The organism is Winogradskyella sp. (assembly GCF_965656915.1).
GTDB lineage: Bacteria > Bacteroidota > Bacteroidia > Flavobacteriales > Flavobacteriaceae > Winogradskyella.
This window is the reverse complement of the sequence record NZ_CBFHMI010000025.1, coordinates 16,026-32,446: the sequence shown is the minus strand read 5'-3', so window position 1 is coordinate 32,446 and position 16,421 is coordinate 16,026. Positions and strand designations below refer to the sequence as shown.

General features: G+C 32.5%; 13 protein-coding genes and 1 pseudogene. 7 read left to right on the top strand and 7 right to left on the bottom strand.

The window, feature by feature from the left end; all coding sequences use genetic code 11:
- The 3 genes from ACTG3Y_RS08145 to tsaD form a co-directional block, all read right to left on the bottom strand.
- The coding region (locus tag ACTG3Y_RS08145; protein ID WP_439152432.1) for an RNA methyltransferase PUA domain-containing protein at positions 1–155 on the bottom strand (155 nt) is incomplete at its 3' end.
- A complete protein-coding gene (locus tag ACTG3Y_RS08140) occupies positions 156–788 on the bottom strand; it encodes a peptidylprolyl isomerase (RefSeq protein ID WP_439152431.1) in 633 nt (210 codons plus the stop codon).
- Between the two features lie 106 nt (positions 789–894).
- Entirely contained in the window at positions 895–1,917 is a 1,023-nt protein-coding gene (gene tsaD, locus ACTG3Y_RS08135) for a tRNA (adenosine(37)-N6)-threonylcarbamoyltransferase complex transferase subunit TsaD (protein WP_439152430.1), read from the bottom strand.
- A 166-nt stretch (positions 1,918–2,083) separates the two neighbouring features.
- Here tsaD and ACTG3Y_RS08130 point away from each other — a divergent pair, with 166 nt between their 5' ends.
- The 7 genes from ACTG3Y_RS08130 to ACTG3Y_RS08100 all read left to right on the top strand — a co-directional run bounded on the left by ACTG3Y_RS08130 (position 2,084) and on the right by ACTG3Y_RS08100 (position 11,657).
- A complete protein-coding gene (locus tag ACTG3Y_RS08130; RefSeq protein ID WP_439152429.1) occupies positions 2,084–6,493 on the top strand; it encodes a translocation/assembly module TamB domain-containing protein in 4,410 nt (1,469 codons plus the stop codon).
- A gap of 137 nt (positions 6,494–6,630) precedes the next feature.
- Positions 6,631–7,617, top strand: coding sequence for a 6-phosphofructokinase (gene pfkA / locus ACTG3Y_RS08125; RefSeq protein ID WP_439152428.1), 987 nt, complete (start codon positions 6,631–6,633; stop codon positions 7,615–7,617).
- Between the two features lie 32 nt (positions 7,618–7,649).
- Entirely contained in the window at positions 7,650–8,651 is a 1,002-nt protein-coding gene (gene gap, locus ACTG3Y_RS08120; protein WP_439152427.1) for a type I glyceraldehyde-3-phosphate dehydrogenase, read from the top strand.
- Between the two features lie 73 nt (positions 8,652–8,724).
- On the top strand, positions 8,725–9,588 hold the full coding sequence (locus tag ACTG3Y_RS08115; protein ID WP_439152426.1) for an N-acetylglucosamine kinase: 864 nt from the start codon (positions 8,725–8,727) through the stop codon (positions 9,586–9,588).
- On the top strand, positions 9,588–9,950 hold the full coding sequence (locus ACTG3Y_RS08110) for a methylglyoxal synthase (RefSeq protein WP_439152425.1): 363 nt from the start codon (positions 9,588–9,590) through the stop codon (positions 9,948–9,950). The genes ACTG3Y_RS08115 and ACTG3Y_RS08110 overlap by 1 nt, the downstream gene beginning before the upstream one ends.
- A gap of 98 nt (positions 9,951–10,048) precedes the next feature.
- Positions 10,049–10,231, top strand: a complete 183-nt coding sequence (locus ACTG3Y_RS08105; protein ID WP_294071903.1) for a hypothetical protein — start codon at positions 10,049–10,051, stop codon at positions 10,229–10,231.
- Positions 10,232–10,319: 88 nt separating this feature from the next.
- A complete protein-coding gene (locus ACTG3Y_RS08100) occupies positions 10,320–11,657 on the top strand; it encodes a M24 family metallopeptidase (protein WP_439152424.1) in 1,338 nt (445 codons plus the stop codon).
- A 1-nt stretch (position 11,658) separates the two neighbouring features.
- On the opposite strand, the gene ACTG3Y_RS08095 is transcribed toward ACTG3Y_RS08100, so the two are convergent.
- The 4 genes and pseudogenes from ACTG3Y_RS08095 to ACTG3Y_RS08080 form a co-directional block, all read right to left on the bottom strand.
- Positions 11,659–12,528 (bottom strand): hypothetical protein, encoded by an 870-nt coding sequence (locus tag ACTG3Y_RS08095; protein ID WP_439152423.1) that lies wholly within the window; start codon positions 12,526–12,528, stop codon positions 11,659–11,661.
- Positions 12,521–13,207 carry a hypothetical protein gene (locus ACTG3Y_RS08090; RefSeq protein ID WP_439152422.1) on the bottom strand — a complete coding sequence of 229 codons (687 nt, stop codon included), beginning with the start codon at positions 13,205–13,207 and terminating at the stop codon, positions 12,521–12,523. Before ACTG3Y_RS08090 ends, ACTG3Y_RS08095 begins: the two co-directional genes overlap by 8 nt.
- A 197-nt stretch (positions 13,208–13,404) precedes the next feature.
- Positions 13,405–14,676, bottom strand: a complete 1,272-nt coding sequence (locus ACTG3Y_RS08085) for an MFS transporter (RefSeq protein ID WP_439152421.1) — start codon at positions 14,674–14,676, stop codon at positions 13,405–13,407.
- A 1-nt stretch (position 14,677) separates the two neighbouring features.
- Positions 14,678–16,320 (bottom strand): annotated as a pseudogene (locus tag ACTG3Y_RS08080) (acyl-CoA carboxylase subunit beta).
- Positions 16,321–16,421: the final 101 nt, after the last annotated feature.

Genomic DNA, 16,421 nt, shown 5'->3' with positions numbered 1-16,421 from the left:
AATTCTGCAGTAAATAACCACCCTTTTCCATTTGTGATATGCAATTGGTCTCCAATTTTTTTACGCAGTACTTTTACAATATGACGACTTTCATCTTTGTCAAAATTAAAAGACTTATCGTTTTCTGAAATATCAGGATTAAAGAATAATTGCATTTATTTAATCGTTTCGGAAATTTTTAAAACCGTAATTTCTTCAATAGGTGTTTTAGCTTCTGTTTTTATAACCAAATAGTATTTATTTAATTCTACATCATCAACAAAAAACGCTTCATTTAAGTTTATACTATCACTAAAGGCAGTATCGTCAAAAGCTTTAGATATCTGTCCCGGTTTTATCCAACCAGTATCTCCGCCCATTTTTGCTGTTGGGTCTTCAGAAGAATGTTTTGCTAAATCCTTAAACTTGTAACCTTCATGCAATTTAGCAAGTATTTTAGAGCGTTTTTGTTTTGCCTCTTCAGCAGAGGTTTCAGAAGATTTGAAGAGTATAATACTAAACTTCCAATGTGGGACCTGGTCTTTATTAATAAACTTGTAATACGTTTTGTTATATTCAGTCTTAATGACTTTTTTTCCACCTTTAGATAATTTAAAAAGATCATCTGCTAGTCGTGTTTTGTGTTTAGCTTTATTGAAGGTATATAACTTTCCTTTATTAATTTTATGTTGTTTAATATAGGACTTTGCTTCTTCTGTAGTTGATATGGAATCTATGTCTTTCTCTAAATTTCCTTGAGAAAAGCTGATTAACGGTACCAAAAGTAAGATTGTAAAAAAATGTTTCATGTTTATTGAATTTAGTTTGATTTGGGTAAGTACAAAACAACTAAAATTTAAAATGAAATGAAAGCAAACCCAATTAGCTTATCAACAGATGTTTTAACAATTCACGTTATATTTTCAACCTAGCAGTTGCCGTTACATCAAAATCTGAGAAATCTTTTTCTAAATACTTTAAATAGCCAACAATAGCAATCATGGCGGCATTGTCTGTGGTGTATTCAAACTTTGGAATATAAGTAGTCCAACCGTGTTTTTGTTCTGCAAGTTTTAGGGCTTTTCTAATACCAGAATTAGCAGAAACACCACCACCAATAGCAATGTGTTTTATTCCTGTTTGTTTTACAGCAAGCTTTAATTTATCCATTAATATACCAATAATCGTATATTGGATAGAGGCACATATATCATTTAGATTTTCCTGAATAAAGTTTGGATTGGCTTTTACTTCGCGCTGCACAAAATATAGGATTGCCGTTTTTAAACCTGAAAAACTGAAATTTAACCCATCAACCTTTGGCTTGGTGAATGTATAAGCTTTTGGGTTGCCGAGTCGTGCACATTTATCAATTTCTGGTCCAGCAGGATAACCTAAACCTAATACTTTTCCACTTTTGTCATAGGCTTCACCGACAGCATCATCTATCGTTTCTCCTAACACTTCCATTTTAAAGTAATCATCTACTCTCACTATTTGCGTATGTCCACCAGATATGGTCATTGCTAAGAATGGAAATGGAGGTTTGTTATGGTCTGGCTCATCTATAAAATGAGCTAAAATATGCGCTTGCATATGGTTAATATCAATTAAAGGAATTTCCAAGCCAAAGGCTAGTGACTTAGCAAATGAGGTGCCAACTAATAACGAACCCATTAAACCAGGTCCTCTTGTAAAAGCAATAGCACTGAGTTGATTTTTAGAAATGCCAGCTTTCTCAATAGCTCGATGTACAACCGGAACTATATTCTGTTGGTGTGCACGAGAGGCTAATTCTGGCACAACACCACCATATTCAGCATGTATTTTCTGATTCGCAACAACATTACTCAAAATAAGGTCGTTACATAGTATAGCTGCTGAAGTATCATCACAAGAGGATTCAATTCCAAGGATATAAATATTTTCTTTTTCCATAGTCGATATTAGGCACAATAATTGTTAATTTTACAAGGTATAATCCAAAACCTTATGCAACAACGTATTGTGAGAGCAAAGGTAATGAAGATTTCATCAATTTTTAAGCGCAATTCGTATCAAAAAAGTACTCAAAATAATAGGTAAATTAGCAGGCATAATTTTATTGCTGTTTCTTATTATTTTTTTAATTCTTGGAATTCCTGTAGTACAAACCCAACTTGGTAAATATGCGACAGAGCGATTAAATGAAGATTTTAAAACCGATATTAACATAGGTAAAGTTGGTCTGCAACTCAATGGTGATATTGAGTTAAAAGAAATTCTTATAAGAGACTATAAAAAGGACACACTTATTAGTATTGGTGAGTTAAACAGTTCTATTATTAGTTTTAAAAAGCTTTATAATAGTAAATTGAATTTTGGGGATATTGATATTCATGAACTTATTTTTAATTTAAAAACTTACGAAGGTGAAGAAGATACTAACCTAGATATTTTTGTTGCAAAATTAGATGATGATAATCCACGAGTTGGACCAAGTGAGTTCTTACTTTCATCTAGTGATATGTCCATAGAGAATGGTATTTTTAGATTGATCGATGAAAACAGAGATACACCAAAAGTACTCGAGTTTGTTGACTTAAATGCCAATACTACAAACTTCTTAATTAACGGACCAGATGTTAGTTCTCGTATAAACAAATTCAGTTTTACAGATAGTAGAGGAATTAAGGTTGAAAATCTAATGGCAAATTTTGAGTATGCTTTAGATCATATGAATTTTGCTGATATAAATATTAAAACAGAAAAGTCAGATTTAAAAGGAGACTTACGTTTTGATTATAAGCGTAAAGATTTAAAAGATTTTACAGATAAGGTTAACGTTACAGCGAGTTTTAAAGATTCTGAAGTATCGCTTACAGAACTAAACGTGTTTTTTGATGAGTTTGGTATCAATCAGCGCGCTACATTTAATGCTGATTTATCAGGCACGTTGAATAATCTTCAAGCAAATAATCTCAATATTAGTACAACCAGAAACACCAGAATCATAGGTGATATAAACTTTAAAAACTTATTTGGTCAAGAAGACGACGGTTTCGAGTTAGACGGTAAGTTTCAGAATTTAGCATCCAACTATAATGATTTAACAGCGTTACTGCCTGGTATTTTAGGAAATTCACTTCCAACTGTGTTTGCTAAAGTTGGCAATTTTAGAATTAATGGTACAACTTATGTTACGGAAGAGCGTATCGATGCGGACATGAATATAACAACAGATTTAGGATTTGTAAAATCTAATTTAGAACTGGTTAATATAGATGATATTGATAATGCTAACTACATCGGTAATGTGGTTTTTGATGAGTTTGATATTGGCACGATGATCAATGATCCTATGGTTAAAAACATTTCAGCCAATGTAGATTTAGATGGTAAGGGATTTACTTTAGATAACTTGAGAACAGAGGTGAAAGGTCAGGTTTTCGTTCTGGATTATAATAACTATAAATACGAAAATATTACCGTTTCTGGTGATCTTGGAAATAAGATTTTTAATGGCATCTTAAAGGCAGATGATCCTAATCTAAAATTAGATTTTAATGGATTAGCAGATATTTCTGAGGAAATAAAAAAATTCGATTTTGAAACCAATGTAAGCTACGCGAACTTAAAGCTTTTGAATTTTGTAACAAGAGATAGTATTGCTGAATTTAGAGGTTTGGTAAGTATGACGGCACAAGGTTCAAGCTATGATAATGCTCTAGGAACCATTAAAATTAATAATACCGTTTATAAGAATCAAGACGGTAATTACAAGTTTGAAGATTTTGATATAGTTTCTGAATTTAATGGTGCAGAGCGAACAATAGCTATTAATTCTCCAGATATAATTAATGGTAAAATAAATGGTGAGTTTAAGATTAAAGATATACTGAAACTGGTCGAAAACTCAATAGGAAGTATATATGCCAACTATATACCAAACGAGGTTGAAGAAGGACAATACCTTAATTTTAGATTTAATATATACTCAAAGATTGCAGCTGTATTTTTTAAGGATTTATATTTAGGCAAAAACACATTTATAGAGGGAAGAATAGAAACAGACGAACGTGGATTTGAATTAACTTTTAATTCGCCAGAGATTAAATTTCAAGAGTATTTTGTAAACAATATTAATGTTACGATAGATAATAATAATCCACTTTACAACACATTTATAGAAATAGATTCGCTCAGTGCAGGCATTTATAACGCGTCTCAATTCAGCCTGATTAATGTTACTAAAAGAGATACACTTCTTATAAAATCTGAATTTAAAGGCGGTAAGAATAATCAGGATACGTTTGATATGAACTTGTTCTACACAATAGACGAGACTAATAAATCAGTGATTGGTTTTAGAAAGTCTGATGTCTTATTTAAAGGTTATGAATGGTTAATTAATTCTCAAAAGGATACGCTAAACAAAATACGTTTTGATAGACAATTCAAAACCTTCGACATATTTCCGATTAAAATAAATCAAGGGGATGAAGAAATATCTGTAGCAGGTAGTATAAGAGATTCTATAAATAAAGATATCAACGTAGATTTTAAAGATGTTCAGCTAGTAAAAATAACACCACGTATAGATAGTTTATCTCTCAAAGGTATTGTTAACGGTAAATTAAATATTACACAAAATAAAGGTGTGTATTTGCCAAAATCAGATGTAGTAGTAAGTAATCTATTTGTAAATGATTACGACTTAGGAAACCTAACAGCAAAAATAGAAGGTAATAAATCTATTACAGATTATAAAGTTGATGTATCCTTGGTTAATGATAATTTAAAACCACTAATCGCAAGAGGTACAATTGATGTAAAAAAACAAAACCCAACAATAGATTTAGATGTGGTTTTTGAAGAGTTTTTATTAGACCCATTAAATCCTTTAGGAGAGGGAGTTGTAAATAATATTAGAGGATTAGTATCTGGTAATGCAAAAGTCTCAGGAAGTCTCAATAAACCAAGTATAGATGGTGAGTTGTTATTAGATAGAGCGGGCTTATCTATTCCTTATCTTAATGTCGATTATGGATTTGATTTTGACTCAAAAGTTTCGTTACGAGAGCAACGCTTCATATTCAATAATGTGGCAATGACGGATTCGGAATTTTTCTCTAAAGGAAATTTAAATGGCTATATAGAACATAATAATTTTTCTGACTGGAAATTAGGATTAGATCTAACAACAAGCAGACTATTAGTTCTTGATACAGAAGAATCTGAAGACGAACTTTATTATGGAACAGCTTTTATTTCTGGTACTGCCCAAATAAAAGGTCCTACAGATCAATTGGTCATTAAGGTAAAAGATGGAAGAACAGAATCAGGTACTGAGTTTTTTATACCATTAAATGATTCTGAAAGTTTTGGAGATAACTCCTATATTCATTTTTTAAGTCCAAAAGAAAAGTTAGCGAGAATTAATGGTGAAGTATCAGAACAGATAGAAGTAAAAGGATTAGTATTAGATTTTGACTTAAATGTAAAACAAAATGCAACTATAGAAATTGTAATTGATAAAGAAGCTGGTAGTACCATCAGAGGAAGAGGAGAAGGGAATTTAGGATTTTTCATTAATACGAATGGAACCTTTGATATGTGGGGAGATTTTACAGTGTACGAAGGAACTTATAATTTTAAATATGGTGGTTTTGTTGAGAAGAAATTTGAAGTAGAAAGAGGCGGTAGTATTGTTTGGGAAGGAGATCCATTAGCGGCAGAAATAAACCTAAAGGCCATTTATGAAGCTACTGCAAATCCTTCTGTGCTTTTAGATAATCCTATTAGTCAAAGAATTCCTGTAGAAGTTGAGATTCAGTTAACAGGACAGCTAGAACAACCAGATCCTAATTTTAATCTTAGATTTCCTAATGTAACTTCGACTTTAAAATCTGAGCTAGATTATAGATTGTCATCTAAAGATGAACGTGATTTTCAGGCACTAGCCTTATTAGGAACAGGTGGATTCGCCAGTGGAGCGAGAGGATTTGATATTAGAGGAACAATCTCTGAGCGATTAAGTGGTATAGTAAATAACCTATTGGGCAGTAATGACGGAAATCTCGATGTTGGATTAGATCTAGCATTAGGACAAGACACACCAGAACTTCAGACTAATAATAGAGTGGGTTTAACCTTACAGACCAAAATATCAGATAAGATTCTTGTAAATGGAAAGGTTGGTGTTCCTTTTGGTGGTGCGCAACAGACCACAATAACCGGAGATGTTCAAATAGACTGGTTACTAAATGAAGATGGTACGCTCCGAGCAAAAGTATTCAATAGAGAAAATAATATTAGAAACTTTGGTGAAGAAATTGGTTATACACAAGGAATTGGCCTATCTTATAATGTAGAGTTCGATACGTTTAAAGAACTTCTTCAAATTATCTTTTCGGGAAAAAACAGAAAAGATAAAAAGGCTAAAAAAGAAGTCGAAGAGACAAAAGAAGATGAGGATGATTTTATGCCAGAATATATGTCAATGAAACAGAAAAAGTCGAAAACTAAGTCTTAAAACAGTAGACTTTCTTCATTTTAATAAATTATTTATTAACGAAAACGTTTGAATTAAATTAGTAGCCATTATTTTATGATAATACGCACTTTATTATGTGTATTGTTTATTAATTTTACTGTAATTAATTGAACAAAATGCTACATACAATAAAAAAAATAGGCGTAATGACGTCTGGAGGAGATTCTCCAGGAATGAATGCTGCTGTTAGATCTGTTGTTAGAACTTGTGCTTTTCATAATATTGACTGTTATGGAATCTACAGAGGTTATGAAGGTATGATAGATGGAGATTTTGAAAAGATGGATGCTCGTAGTGTAAAAGGTATAATTAATAAAGGTGGTACCATTTTAAAATCGGCTCGATCTGAAGAGTTTAGAACTAAAGAAGGAAGAGCTAAAGCACATAAGGAATTAATAAAGGCTAGTATTGACGCTTTTGTTGTTATTGGTGGAGATGGTAGTTTTACAGGAGCCATGATATTTAATCAAGAGTATAATTTTCCAGTAATGGGCATTCCAGGTACTATTGACAATGATATTTTTGGAACAACACATACACTTGGTTACGATACGGCTTTAAACACTGCAGTAGAAGCAATAGATAAAATACGAGACACGGCTAGTTCTCATAATAGACTTTTCTTTATTGAAGTTATGGGACGAGATGTAGGGCATATTGCCTTAAATGTAGGTGTTGGTGCAGGCGCAGAAGAAATTTTAATTCCTGAAGAAGATTTAGGATTAGATAGATTACTAGAATCACTTCGTAGAAGTAAACAATCAGGAAAATCATCAAGTATAGTTGTTGTAGCAGAAGGCGATAAAATTGGTAAGAATGTATTTGAATTAGCAGATTACGTTGAAGAAAATAAAGCTGAATATGAAGTACGAGTTTCAGTTCTTGGTCATATGCAACGTGGTGGTTCACCATCTTGTTTTGATAGAGTTTTGGCAAGTAGAATGGGCGTAAAAGCTGTTGAATCATTAATTACAGGAAAAAGCAATTACATGGTAGGACTTAAAAACGATATTATGGACCTAACACCATTTGATCAGGCTGTTAAAGGAAAATCGAAAATAAATATGGAACTCCTTAGAGTTTCAGATATAATGACAATATAAACAGAACACTTAAAACTAAATTAATAGAAAAGATGTCAAATTTAAAATTAGGAATCAACGGATTCGGTAGAATAGGTAGAATAGTATTTAGAGCAACAGTAAAGCGATCAGATGTAGATGTAGTTGCAATTAACGATTTGTTAGATGTAGAGCATTTAGCGTATTTATTAAAATATGATTCTGTACACGGAAGATTCGACGGAGATATTCAAGTTAAAGATGGAAACTTAGTTGTTGACGGAAAAACAATTCGTGTAACAGCAGAGAGAGATCCTAAAAACTTAAAATGGAATGAGGCAGGCGCTGAAGTTGTCGCTGAGTGTACTGGTATTTTTACAACATTAGAAACGGCTCAATATCACATCGATGGTGGCGCTAAGAAAGTAGTTATTTCTGCACCAAGTAAGAATGCACCAATGTTTGTAATGGGAGTGAATGATAATGAATTAACGGCAGACCATACTATAGTTTCTAATGCATCTTGTACAACTAATTGTTTAGCACCAATAGCTAAAGTTATCGAAGATAATTTTGGTATCGAAGAAGCATTAATGACAACGATACATGCAGCGACATCTACACAATATACTGTAGATTCTCCTTCTAAAAAGAATTATCGTATAGGACGTTCCGCTTTAAATAATATTATACCTACATCAACAGGTGCGGCAAAGGCGGTTGGAAAAGTAATTCCTGAATTAGATGGAAAACTAACGGGTATGGCATTTAGAGTACCCACTGTAGATGTTTCAGTTGTTGATTTAACAGTTAAAACTAAGAAGGATACATCTTTAGCTGAGATAAAAGCAGCAATGAAAAATGCAGCGAATGGTGCAATGAATGGCGTTTTAGGGTATACTGAAGAAGCTGTAGTATCACAGGATTTTGTAAGTGAAGAAAGAACTAGTGTTTTTGATGCAGATTCTGCAATAGAATTAAATTCTAAATTCTTCAAATTAGTGTCCTGGTACGATAATGAGTTTGGATATTCTAATAAAATGGTAGACTTAGCTCAGAAAGTGAATAACTTATAAAATACTAATAACACAGAAATTCCGTAGGGTGCTGAATGAGTCATACCTGCGGAATTTTTTAATTTATATCATCATGATTTTAATTACAGATGGAGGTTCTACTAAATGCGATTGGATAGCAATTGACGAAAATGGTAATCTTAAAACCAATAAGATTAGAACTAAAGGATTAAATCCTGCAATCTTAAGTGAAAAAAAACTAAATAAAATAATAAGAAAGAGTGATGAACTTTTGGCTATGAGTAATGATGTTACTCATGTCTTTTTTTATGGTGCAGGTTGTGGAACAGAAAACCCTAAATTGATTTTAAAATCTATATTAGAAGAGATATTCCCTAATGCAAATGTAGAAGTTCAGGAAGATACAATGGCTGCTGTAAGGGCATGCATTAATTCTAATGATGAAGCTGCGGTAGTTTGTATATTAGGTACCGGATCTAATTGTAGTTATTTTGATGGTGATAAACTCCACCAACGAGTATTAAGCTTAGGCTACACGCTTATGGACGAAGCTAGTGGTAATTATTATGGTAAGGAATTGGTGCGAGATTATTATTTCGATGTGATGCCACATAATCTGAAGTTAGCATTTGACCATAAGTATAATCTTGATGCTGATTACATAAAGTATAATCTTTATAAACAACCAAATCCTAATGCATATCTTGCTAATTTTGCAGAGTTTATGTTTTTAAACAAAGACTCAGATTATATTAAAGACTTGATTAAAAAAGGATTACGAAAATTTACAGAACATATGATTCTTCAATTTAAAGAAGAATTGGGTACAGGTATCCCTGTTCATTTTGCTGGTTCAATTGCCTACTTTTCTCAGGACGAAATAAAGGAAGTAGCGGAAGAATATGGATTTAATGTTGGGAATTTTGTGAGGCGTCCAATAGATGGTCTTGTAGACTATCATATAAAAAATATATAATGGAAATTGCAATTATCGCTCATGACGGTAAAAAAGCAGAAATGGTTCAATTTTTAAATGAACACAGTGATATACTGCATAAAAAAAATATTACCTTAGTTTCAACTGGTACTACAGGAGAAAAAGTTAAAAAGGCTGGCTTAGGCGTAAATGCTTTATTATCAGGTCCATTAGGAGGAGATGCGCAAATTGCAGCAAGAGTAGCGGAAGGTAAATGTGATATGGTTATTTTTTTTAGAGATCCATTAGACAGACATCCGCATGAACCAGATATCTATATGTTAATGCGGCTTTTTGATGTTCATAATGTGCCATTGGCTACAAATCCTGCAACCGCAGAATTATTGATTAAGGCAGTTTAAGACAACTGTTTATTTCATGTTAATAAATCTCATTATTACTATTGTAAAACTTATTATTTGGTTATATCTTTGTGCAACTAAAAAAATGAAACGCAATTATGTTCGAATTTGATCAATATTTAGGATTTTTAGCATTCTTAACCATTTTAACCATTGGATTTTGGTTAATGATTTTCTTGTTAACATTCGTAATCCCTTATTGGGTATTTGGCTCAGCAATTGAGCGTTTCAAAGAAATTAAGGCAGAAAAGAAAGCTGAGCGTGAGAGTTTAACGCATTAAGTTTTTAATCATATTATAAAAGAGCACATTATGTGCTCTTTTTTTATGCCTAATATTTAGGTATTTTCGTAATTCAAACCAATTGTATATGAAACGAATTTGTATTCTACTTCTATTTATAGGTCTAAGTATTAAAGCACAACAGATTTTACCTGAGCGAGAAAGAGCTGAGGTTATAGATAATATTTTAAAAGATCGATTTGATAATCTACTACCTAAACTCATGGACGAGACAGGGTTTGATATGTGGATAGTAATCTCAAGAGAGTATAATGAAGACCCGGTTTTAAAAACTATGTTACCAGCAACATGGTTAAATGCAAGAAGAAGAACAATTCTGGTATTTTACAGAAATAAAGAAAAGAATACCATTGAAAAACTTTCCGTAGCTCGTTATAATTTTGGAGAGAATATTATATCGGCTTGGGATAAGGAGAAGGAACCCAATCAATGGAAACGCTTAGTGCAAATTATTGAAGAACGTAATCCGACATCTATTGGTTTAAATTATTCAAATAACTTTAATATTTGTGATGGAATAGTTAAAACAGATTATGAAGCGTTTATGAAAAACCTTCCAAAAGAATTTAAAAACCATGTAAAATCGGCTGAACAATTAGCTATAGGTTGGATTGAAACACGCACTAAGACAGAAATGATTATTTATAATCAGTTGGTTGAGATTACACATAATATAATTGCCGAAGCATTTTCAACAAAAGTGATAACTCCAGGTATTACTACGACAACAGACGTAGAATGGTGGATGCGAGATAAAGTCACTGCTTTGGGTTTAGAAACATGGTTTCATCCAACGGTTGATGTACAGCGTACCGCAGAAGAATTAGGTAATCATTTGTATGCCTTTTCTAACCGACCAGAAAACATGGTAATTCTTCCAGGTGATTTAGTGCATTGTGATTTTGGTATTACGTATTTACGATTAAATACAGATTGCCAAGAATTAGCCTATGTATTAAAACCAAATGAAACTCAGCCACCACAATATTTACAAGATGCGCTTAAGGAAGGAAATAGAGTGCAAGATATATTCACTACTAATTTTGAAACAGGTAAAACAGGAAACAAAATTTTAAAAGAATCTTTAGAACAAGGTAAGGCTGAAGGCTTACGACCGGCAATTTACACACATCCTTTAGGAACTTATGGACACAGTTCTGGAACAACTTTAGGAATGTGGGATTCGCAAGGTGGTGTTCCTGTAAATGGAGACTATCCGTTACATAAGAATACAGTTTATGCTATTGAATTGAATACAACAGTGAACATACCCGAATGGAAAAGAGACATTAGGATTATGTTAGAAGAAGCTGGGTTTTGGGGAGAAAATGGTTTTAGATATGTCAATGGTCGTCAAACAAAATTGCTAACTATTCCGAGAACCAGTGAGCAACTTGGGAATTAGATTAATCAGAGTGAATAAACATTCCTGCAGGATGACCATTTTTTAATCTATCTTTACAAGCCTTATGCTGTTCTTCAAATGTTTTAAGTCTGGTTCCTTTACATATACCATAGGAATAATGATATTTTAAAAGTTCTATATCTAATATAGTTAATCGTTTATTGTCAGAATAGCAGTTCGCAAAGTAGCTCTCACAATCTAATTCATTGGACAGGGTAAACCACCCTAAAGAACCAAAAAAGAGTTCTTTTATTTTTTGAATTTCTAGTTTATCGCTAAATATTTTAGATTTTAAAATGCGAATATTTGATTGTGTTATTTGGTTTTTATTATTCCAATAGAGCCAATAGCTCGAATTCTTATAGTTCTTAAGATTATTGTCATAATGATAGTCACTGTCATGGTAGATAATATAGTTTGAGTCTTCGAGTTTTTTTACTGACATTATAGACAATGAATCAACAGCATTATCAATAGTCTCAGTAAATCTTAGAATTTCTTTCTTAACATTTTTTGAAACACTTTTAGAGAAGAAAATTTTTATTGGTTGCTTCCAATATTTCATAGGTTTTGTGTTAGCAGAATCTTTATGTATTGTTCTAAAAGCTAACTTTTTATATAATTCTAAAAATGTCGAATCTTTATATTCATATTCTACAGCAACACCTTTAGGTGCTACATAATTACTAACTCTTATTAGGGTATCTCCATCAAAAACTCTAAATCCTAATGAATCTTTTGCTTGGTACTTATCTTTAAAGTGCTCTTTTGGTACGTAGAATCGCTTTTTAACAGCATTATTTTCCTGAGCTATTGCCAATTGAAATGAAATGAATAGTAACCAAAATATAAAGAATAATCTATCAATCATTGTTGCATATTAATTTCGCTTGTTCCCTTAATTTTAAAATATCCGCTCTATGAAAAACTCCAGGATAAATATAGTAATAATGTGTTCTTAATAATTTTAAATCGAGCTCTGATATTTTCTCTGAAGATTCGTAAGTTGGACTTAGCAGGCTCTCATAAGGCATATATGTTATCATTACAAATGCTCCTAAACTCATAAAAAACATTTGCTTTAGCTTTTTTAGGGTCAATGAATCATTGTGTAAAACACTTTTATCTATTTCCAAAATCCCAGCATATAATTTGTCATTATTATCATTTAATAAATTATAAGTGACTTTGCTAAAAGGGTGGTATTCATCATACTCTTTAGTTTTAGTTTTTTTATTAGGTATTGTCGAATCAGAAACTCTGATTAAATAATTAGCATTTTTCAATTTTTTGCTAAATGCTATTCTAAAATTATTAATACCATTTATCTGTTTAAAGAAATTCACAAATCTCTTCCTAGTTTTTTTAGGAATGCTTTTATCTAAATAAACTAAAATATCACTATTCCATTGCAGTGCTTGTGCTATGCGCTTATTTTTTGGTAAACGAAAATCTACAGCAATCAGGTATTTTATATTAAAATCTTCGTACCCAAAACAGTCACAAAATTTATCTAGATCTTCAATAATGGGAGCTTTATTCACATTCACTAAGGTGTCTTTGTTGAGAATAATATAGTCTTCTTCATTAATGTTAATTTCTGAAGTTTTTATTGAAACAAATTTATTTTTGACATTAGTATTTACATTTAACTTATTTTGGGATGTAATAAAAACAGGAAATAAAATGAAAAATGTAATTATTAGTATTCTAACCATACATAAATGTATTAAAAAAGTAAGAATTATTATACTTTTTTAGAATGCTTATAAAACAGATAAGAAGCTATCAAACCAATTAAAGTAAATAATGTCATTACACCAAAAGCTTGCTGTAACCCAACTGCTCCAGGACTAGCGTCTAAAAAGTAACCCATTACTAATCCTGCAAAAATATCTGGTGTATAACCAACTATCGAAATAAATCCTACTGCTGTTCCTGTTACGGCTAATGGTATTTTAGCTTCTTCTAGTGTTGCAAAATAAAGTACTCTAGCTGAATATACTCCTAATGCCATGGTACCAATAGAAAGTATAAACAGAAGCGTGGTAGAATCATTGAGAATTCCAAGATAAAATATAAGACTGGTCATTGTCATCAATAAAAAACCAATAACTATCCATAAAGACGCTTTAGTTCTATCGGCAAGTAAGCCAATAACTACTCCAATTATAGGTCGTATATATAATAAAGAGGTTCCAACCTTAGCCGCTTCAATCTTATTGTAACCCATAACTTGTTCTGCATATTTACTAAAAAGATCAGTCATTTTATAACCATAGTAAGCACATAGAATAATAATCATTAGCAGCCAGATAGCATTAAATTGCATGACTAATTTAAAATTTTCAAGTGTCAATATTTTTGAAGGCTTCTCAGATGCAATCGATTTTGTTTCAGCAAATTTTAAAAAGAAAAAGACTATAAAACCTATGACCATTACGGCAATAGAGGTATAAATGATTACTTCTTTAAATGCTAAACGACGTTCTTCTATTGATGTTAGTTCTATGTCTTTGGTGATAAATAGAGAGAAGATAACTACACCAACTGAGCCAAAAAGAGCAGCTACCAAACCACGTCCTCCATCTAAAAATCCAAATGCGATACCTTGTTTTTTTGAGCCTCCCCAAATCCGTGTAGCTTTTATCATAGCCGCCCAAAACAGAAATATTGTGGTGAAACCCCAAAATGCATAAAGAATATGAAGCTTAACAAGGTTTGGATACGTTGCTAAATAGAATCCTCCTAAGGCCGTCAAGATTAAGGCTGAAGACATTAAAATATTTGGCTTGAATCTGTCCGCTAACGGCCCACCAAAAAGATAGGATACTAATGCCACTGTTCCGTAAGCTGCAAAACAACTACCTATTTCTGTATCATTTATGGAGAAAGATTCTAGAAATGTAGTTCTAAAAATACGTTGAAGTACAAATGGTAAAATAAAAACAGCTTCTGCTGCTAATATCAAAAGTATTATTACATAAACAGGCTGTTTTTGGTTTATTTTTTGTTGCATCCTACACTTGTAGCACACCTAAATTAAAAGGTTTTTCGATAGGAGCGTGGTTGGCAGCTTCAATACCCATACTAATCCAGGTTCTGGTATCTAGCGGATCGATAATACCATCAGTCCAAAGCCTTGCTGCAGCATAATAAGGTGACACCTGGTTATCATAGCGGTCTTTTATCCTATTAAATAATTCTTCTTCTTTTTCTTTAGTAATGGTTTCACCTTTCTTTTTAAGCGATGCCGTTTCAATTTGTAGTAAAACCTTTGCTGCTGAATTACCACTCATTACAGCAAGTTCTGCACTTGGCCAGGCAACAATTAATCTTGGGTCATAAGCTTTACCGCACATCGCATAGTTACCTGCTCCATAACTATTACCTATAACTATAGTGAATTTTGGAACAACAGAGTTACTAACGGCATTAACCATTTTAGCTCCATCTTTTATAATGCCTCCGTGTTCTGATTTACTACCAACCATAAATCCAGTAACATCCTGCAAGAATACTAATGGAATTTTCTTTTGGTTACAGTTGGCTATAAAACGTGTGGCTTTATCAGCCGAGTCATTATATATTACACCACCAAATTGCATTTCACTTGGTTTCGTTTTGGCTCCTTTAGTTTTTACAATTTGACGTTGATTAGCGACAATACCAACGGCCCAACCGTCAATACGAGCATAGCCAGTTATGATTGTTTGACCATACCCAGCCTTGTATTCTTCAAATTCAGAGTTGTCTACTAATCGACTTATAATATCGTTCATATCATACTGATCAGCTCTGCTTTTCGGAATAATTCCATAGATATCCTGTGGATTCTCCTTAGGCTTTTCAGCCTTAATTCTATTATAACCAGCCTTATCAAAATCACCAATTTTATCTATGATGTTTTTAATGGTATCCAAGGCATCTTTATCGTCTTTTGCCTTATAATCAGTAACGCCAGATATTTCGCAATGTGTAGTTGCTCCGCCTAGAGTTTCGTTATCTATGGTTTCACCAATGGCAGCTTTTACGAGATAGCTTCCTGCAAGAAATATACTTCCCGTTTTATCAACGATTAAGGCTTCGTCACTCATGATGGGCAGGTATGCGCCACCAGCAACACAACTTCCCATTACGGCAGCAATTTGGGTAATTCCCATACTACTCATTACAGCGTTATTTCTAAAAATACGTCCGAAGTGTTCCTTGTCGGGGAAAATTTCGTCCTGCATTGGTAAAAACACACCAGCACTATCTACCAGGTATATAATAGGTAACCGGTTTTCTATAGCGATTTCCTGAGCTCTAAGATTCTTTTTTCCTGTTATTGGAAACCACGCGCCAGCCTTTACTGTAGCATCATTAGCAACAACAATACATTGCTTCCCTTTTACAAAACCTATTTTAATAACAACACCACCAGATGGACAGCCACCATATTCAGGATACATGTCTTCACCAGCAAAAGCAGCAATTTCAATGGATTTTGACTTTGGGTCTAGCAAATAGTCAATCCGTTCTCTAGCGGTCATTTTGCCTTTGCTGTGATGCTTTTCAATACTTTTTGACCACCACCTAGTTTAACCTTTGCATAGCGCTTTTTAAGAGTTGAGAGTAGAAGTTTATTATGATCTTCGTTTTTATTGAACTTAATATCCATTAATGTAGAATTGTTTTGCACGAATTTACAAAACATTACTATTATATGCTGAAGCTATTTTCTAAATGAAACGTTAAATATAAATTACATGGAAATATATT

Excerpts from the sequence above, each read along its gene's own strand:
- ACTG3Y_RS08140 (WP_439152431.1), bottom strand. The coding sequence starts at position 788 with ATGAAACATTTTTTTACAATCTTACTTTTGGTACCGTTAATCAGCTTT.
- tsaD (WP_439152430.1), bottom strand. The coding sequence starts at position 1,917 with ATGGAAAAAGAAAATATTTATATCCTTGGAATTGAATCCTCTTGTGAT.
- pfkA (WP_439152428.1), top strand. The coding sequence starts at position 6,631 with ATGCTACATACAATAAAAAAAATAGGCGTAATGACGTCTGGAGGAGAT.
- gap (WP_439152427.1), top strand. The coding sequence starts at position 7,650 with ATGTCAAATTTAAAATTAGGAATCAACGGATTCGGTAGAATAGGTAGA.
- ACTG3Y_RS08115 (WP_439152426.1), top strand. The coding sequence starts at position 8,725 with ATGATTTTAATTACAGATGGAGGTTCTACTAAATGCGATTGGATAGCA.
- ACTG3Y_RS08110 (WP_439152425.1), top strand. The coding sequence starts at position 9,588 with ATGGAAATTGCAATTATCGCTCATGACGGTAAAAAAGCAGAAATGGTT.
- ACTG3Y_RS08105 (WP_294071903.1), top strand. The coding sequence starts at position 10,049 with ATGTTCGAATTTGATCAATATTTAGGATTTTTAGCATTCTTAACCATT.
- ACTG3Y_RS08100 (WP_439152424.1), top strand. The coding sequence starts at position 10,320 with ATGAAACGAATTTGTATTCTACTTCTATTTATAGGTCTAAGTATTAAA.
- ACTG3Y_RS08095 (WP_439152423.1), bottom strand. The coding sequence starts at position 12,528 with ATGATTGATAGATTATTCTTTATATTTTGGTTACTATTCATTTCATTT.
- ACTG3Y_RS08085 (WP_439152421.1), bottom strand. The coding sequence starts at position 14,676 with ATGCAACAAAAAATAAACCAAAAACAGCCTGTTTATGTAATAATACTT.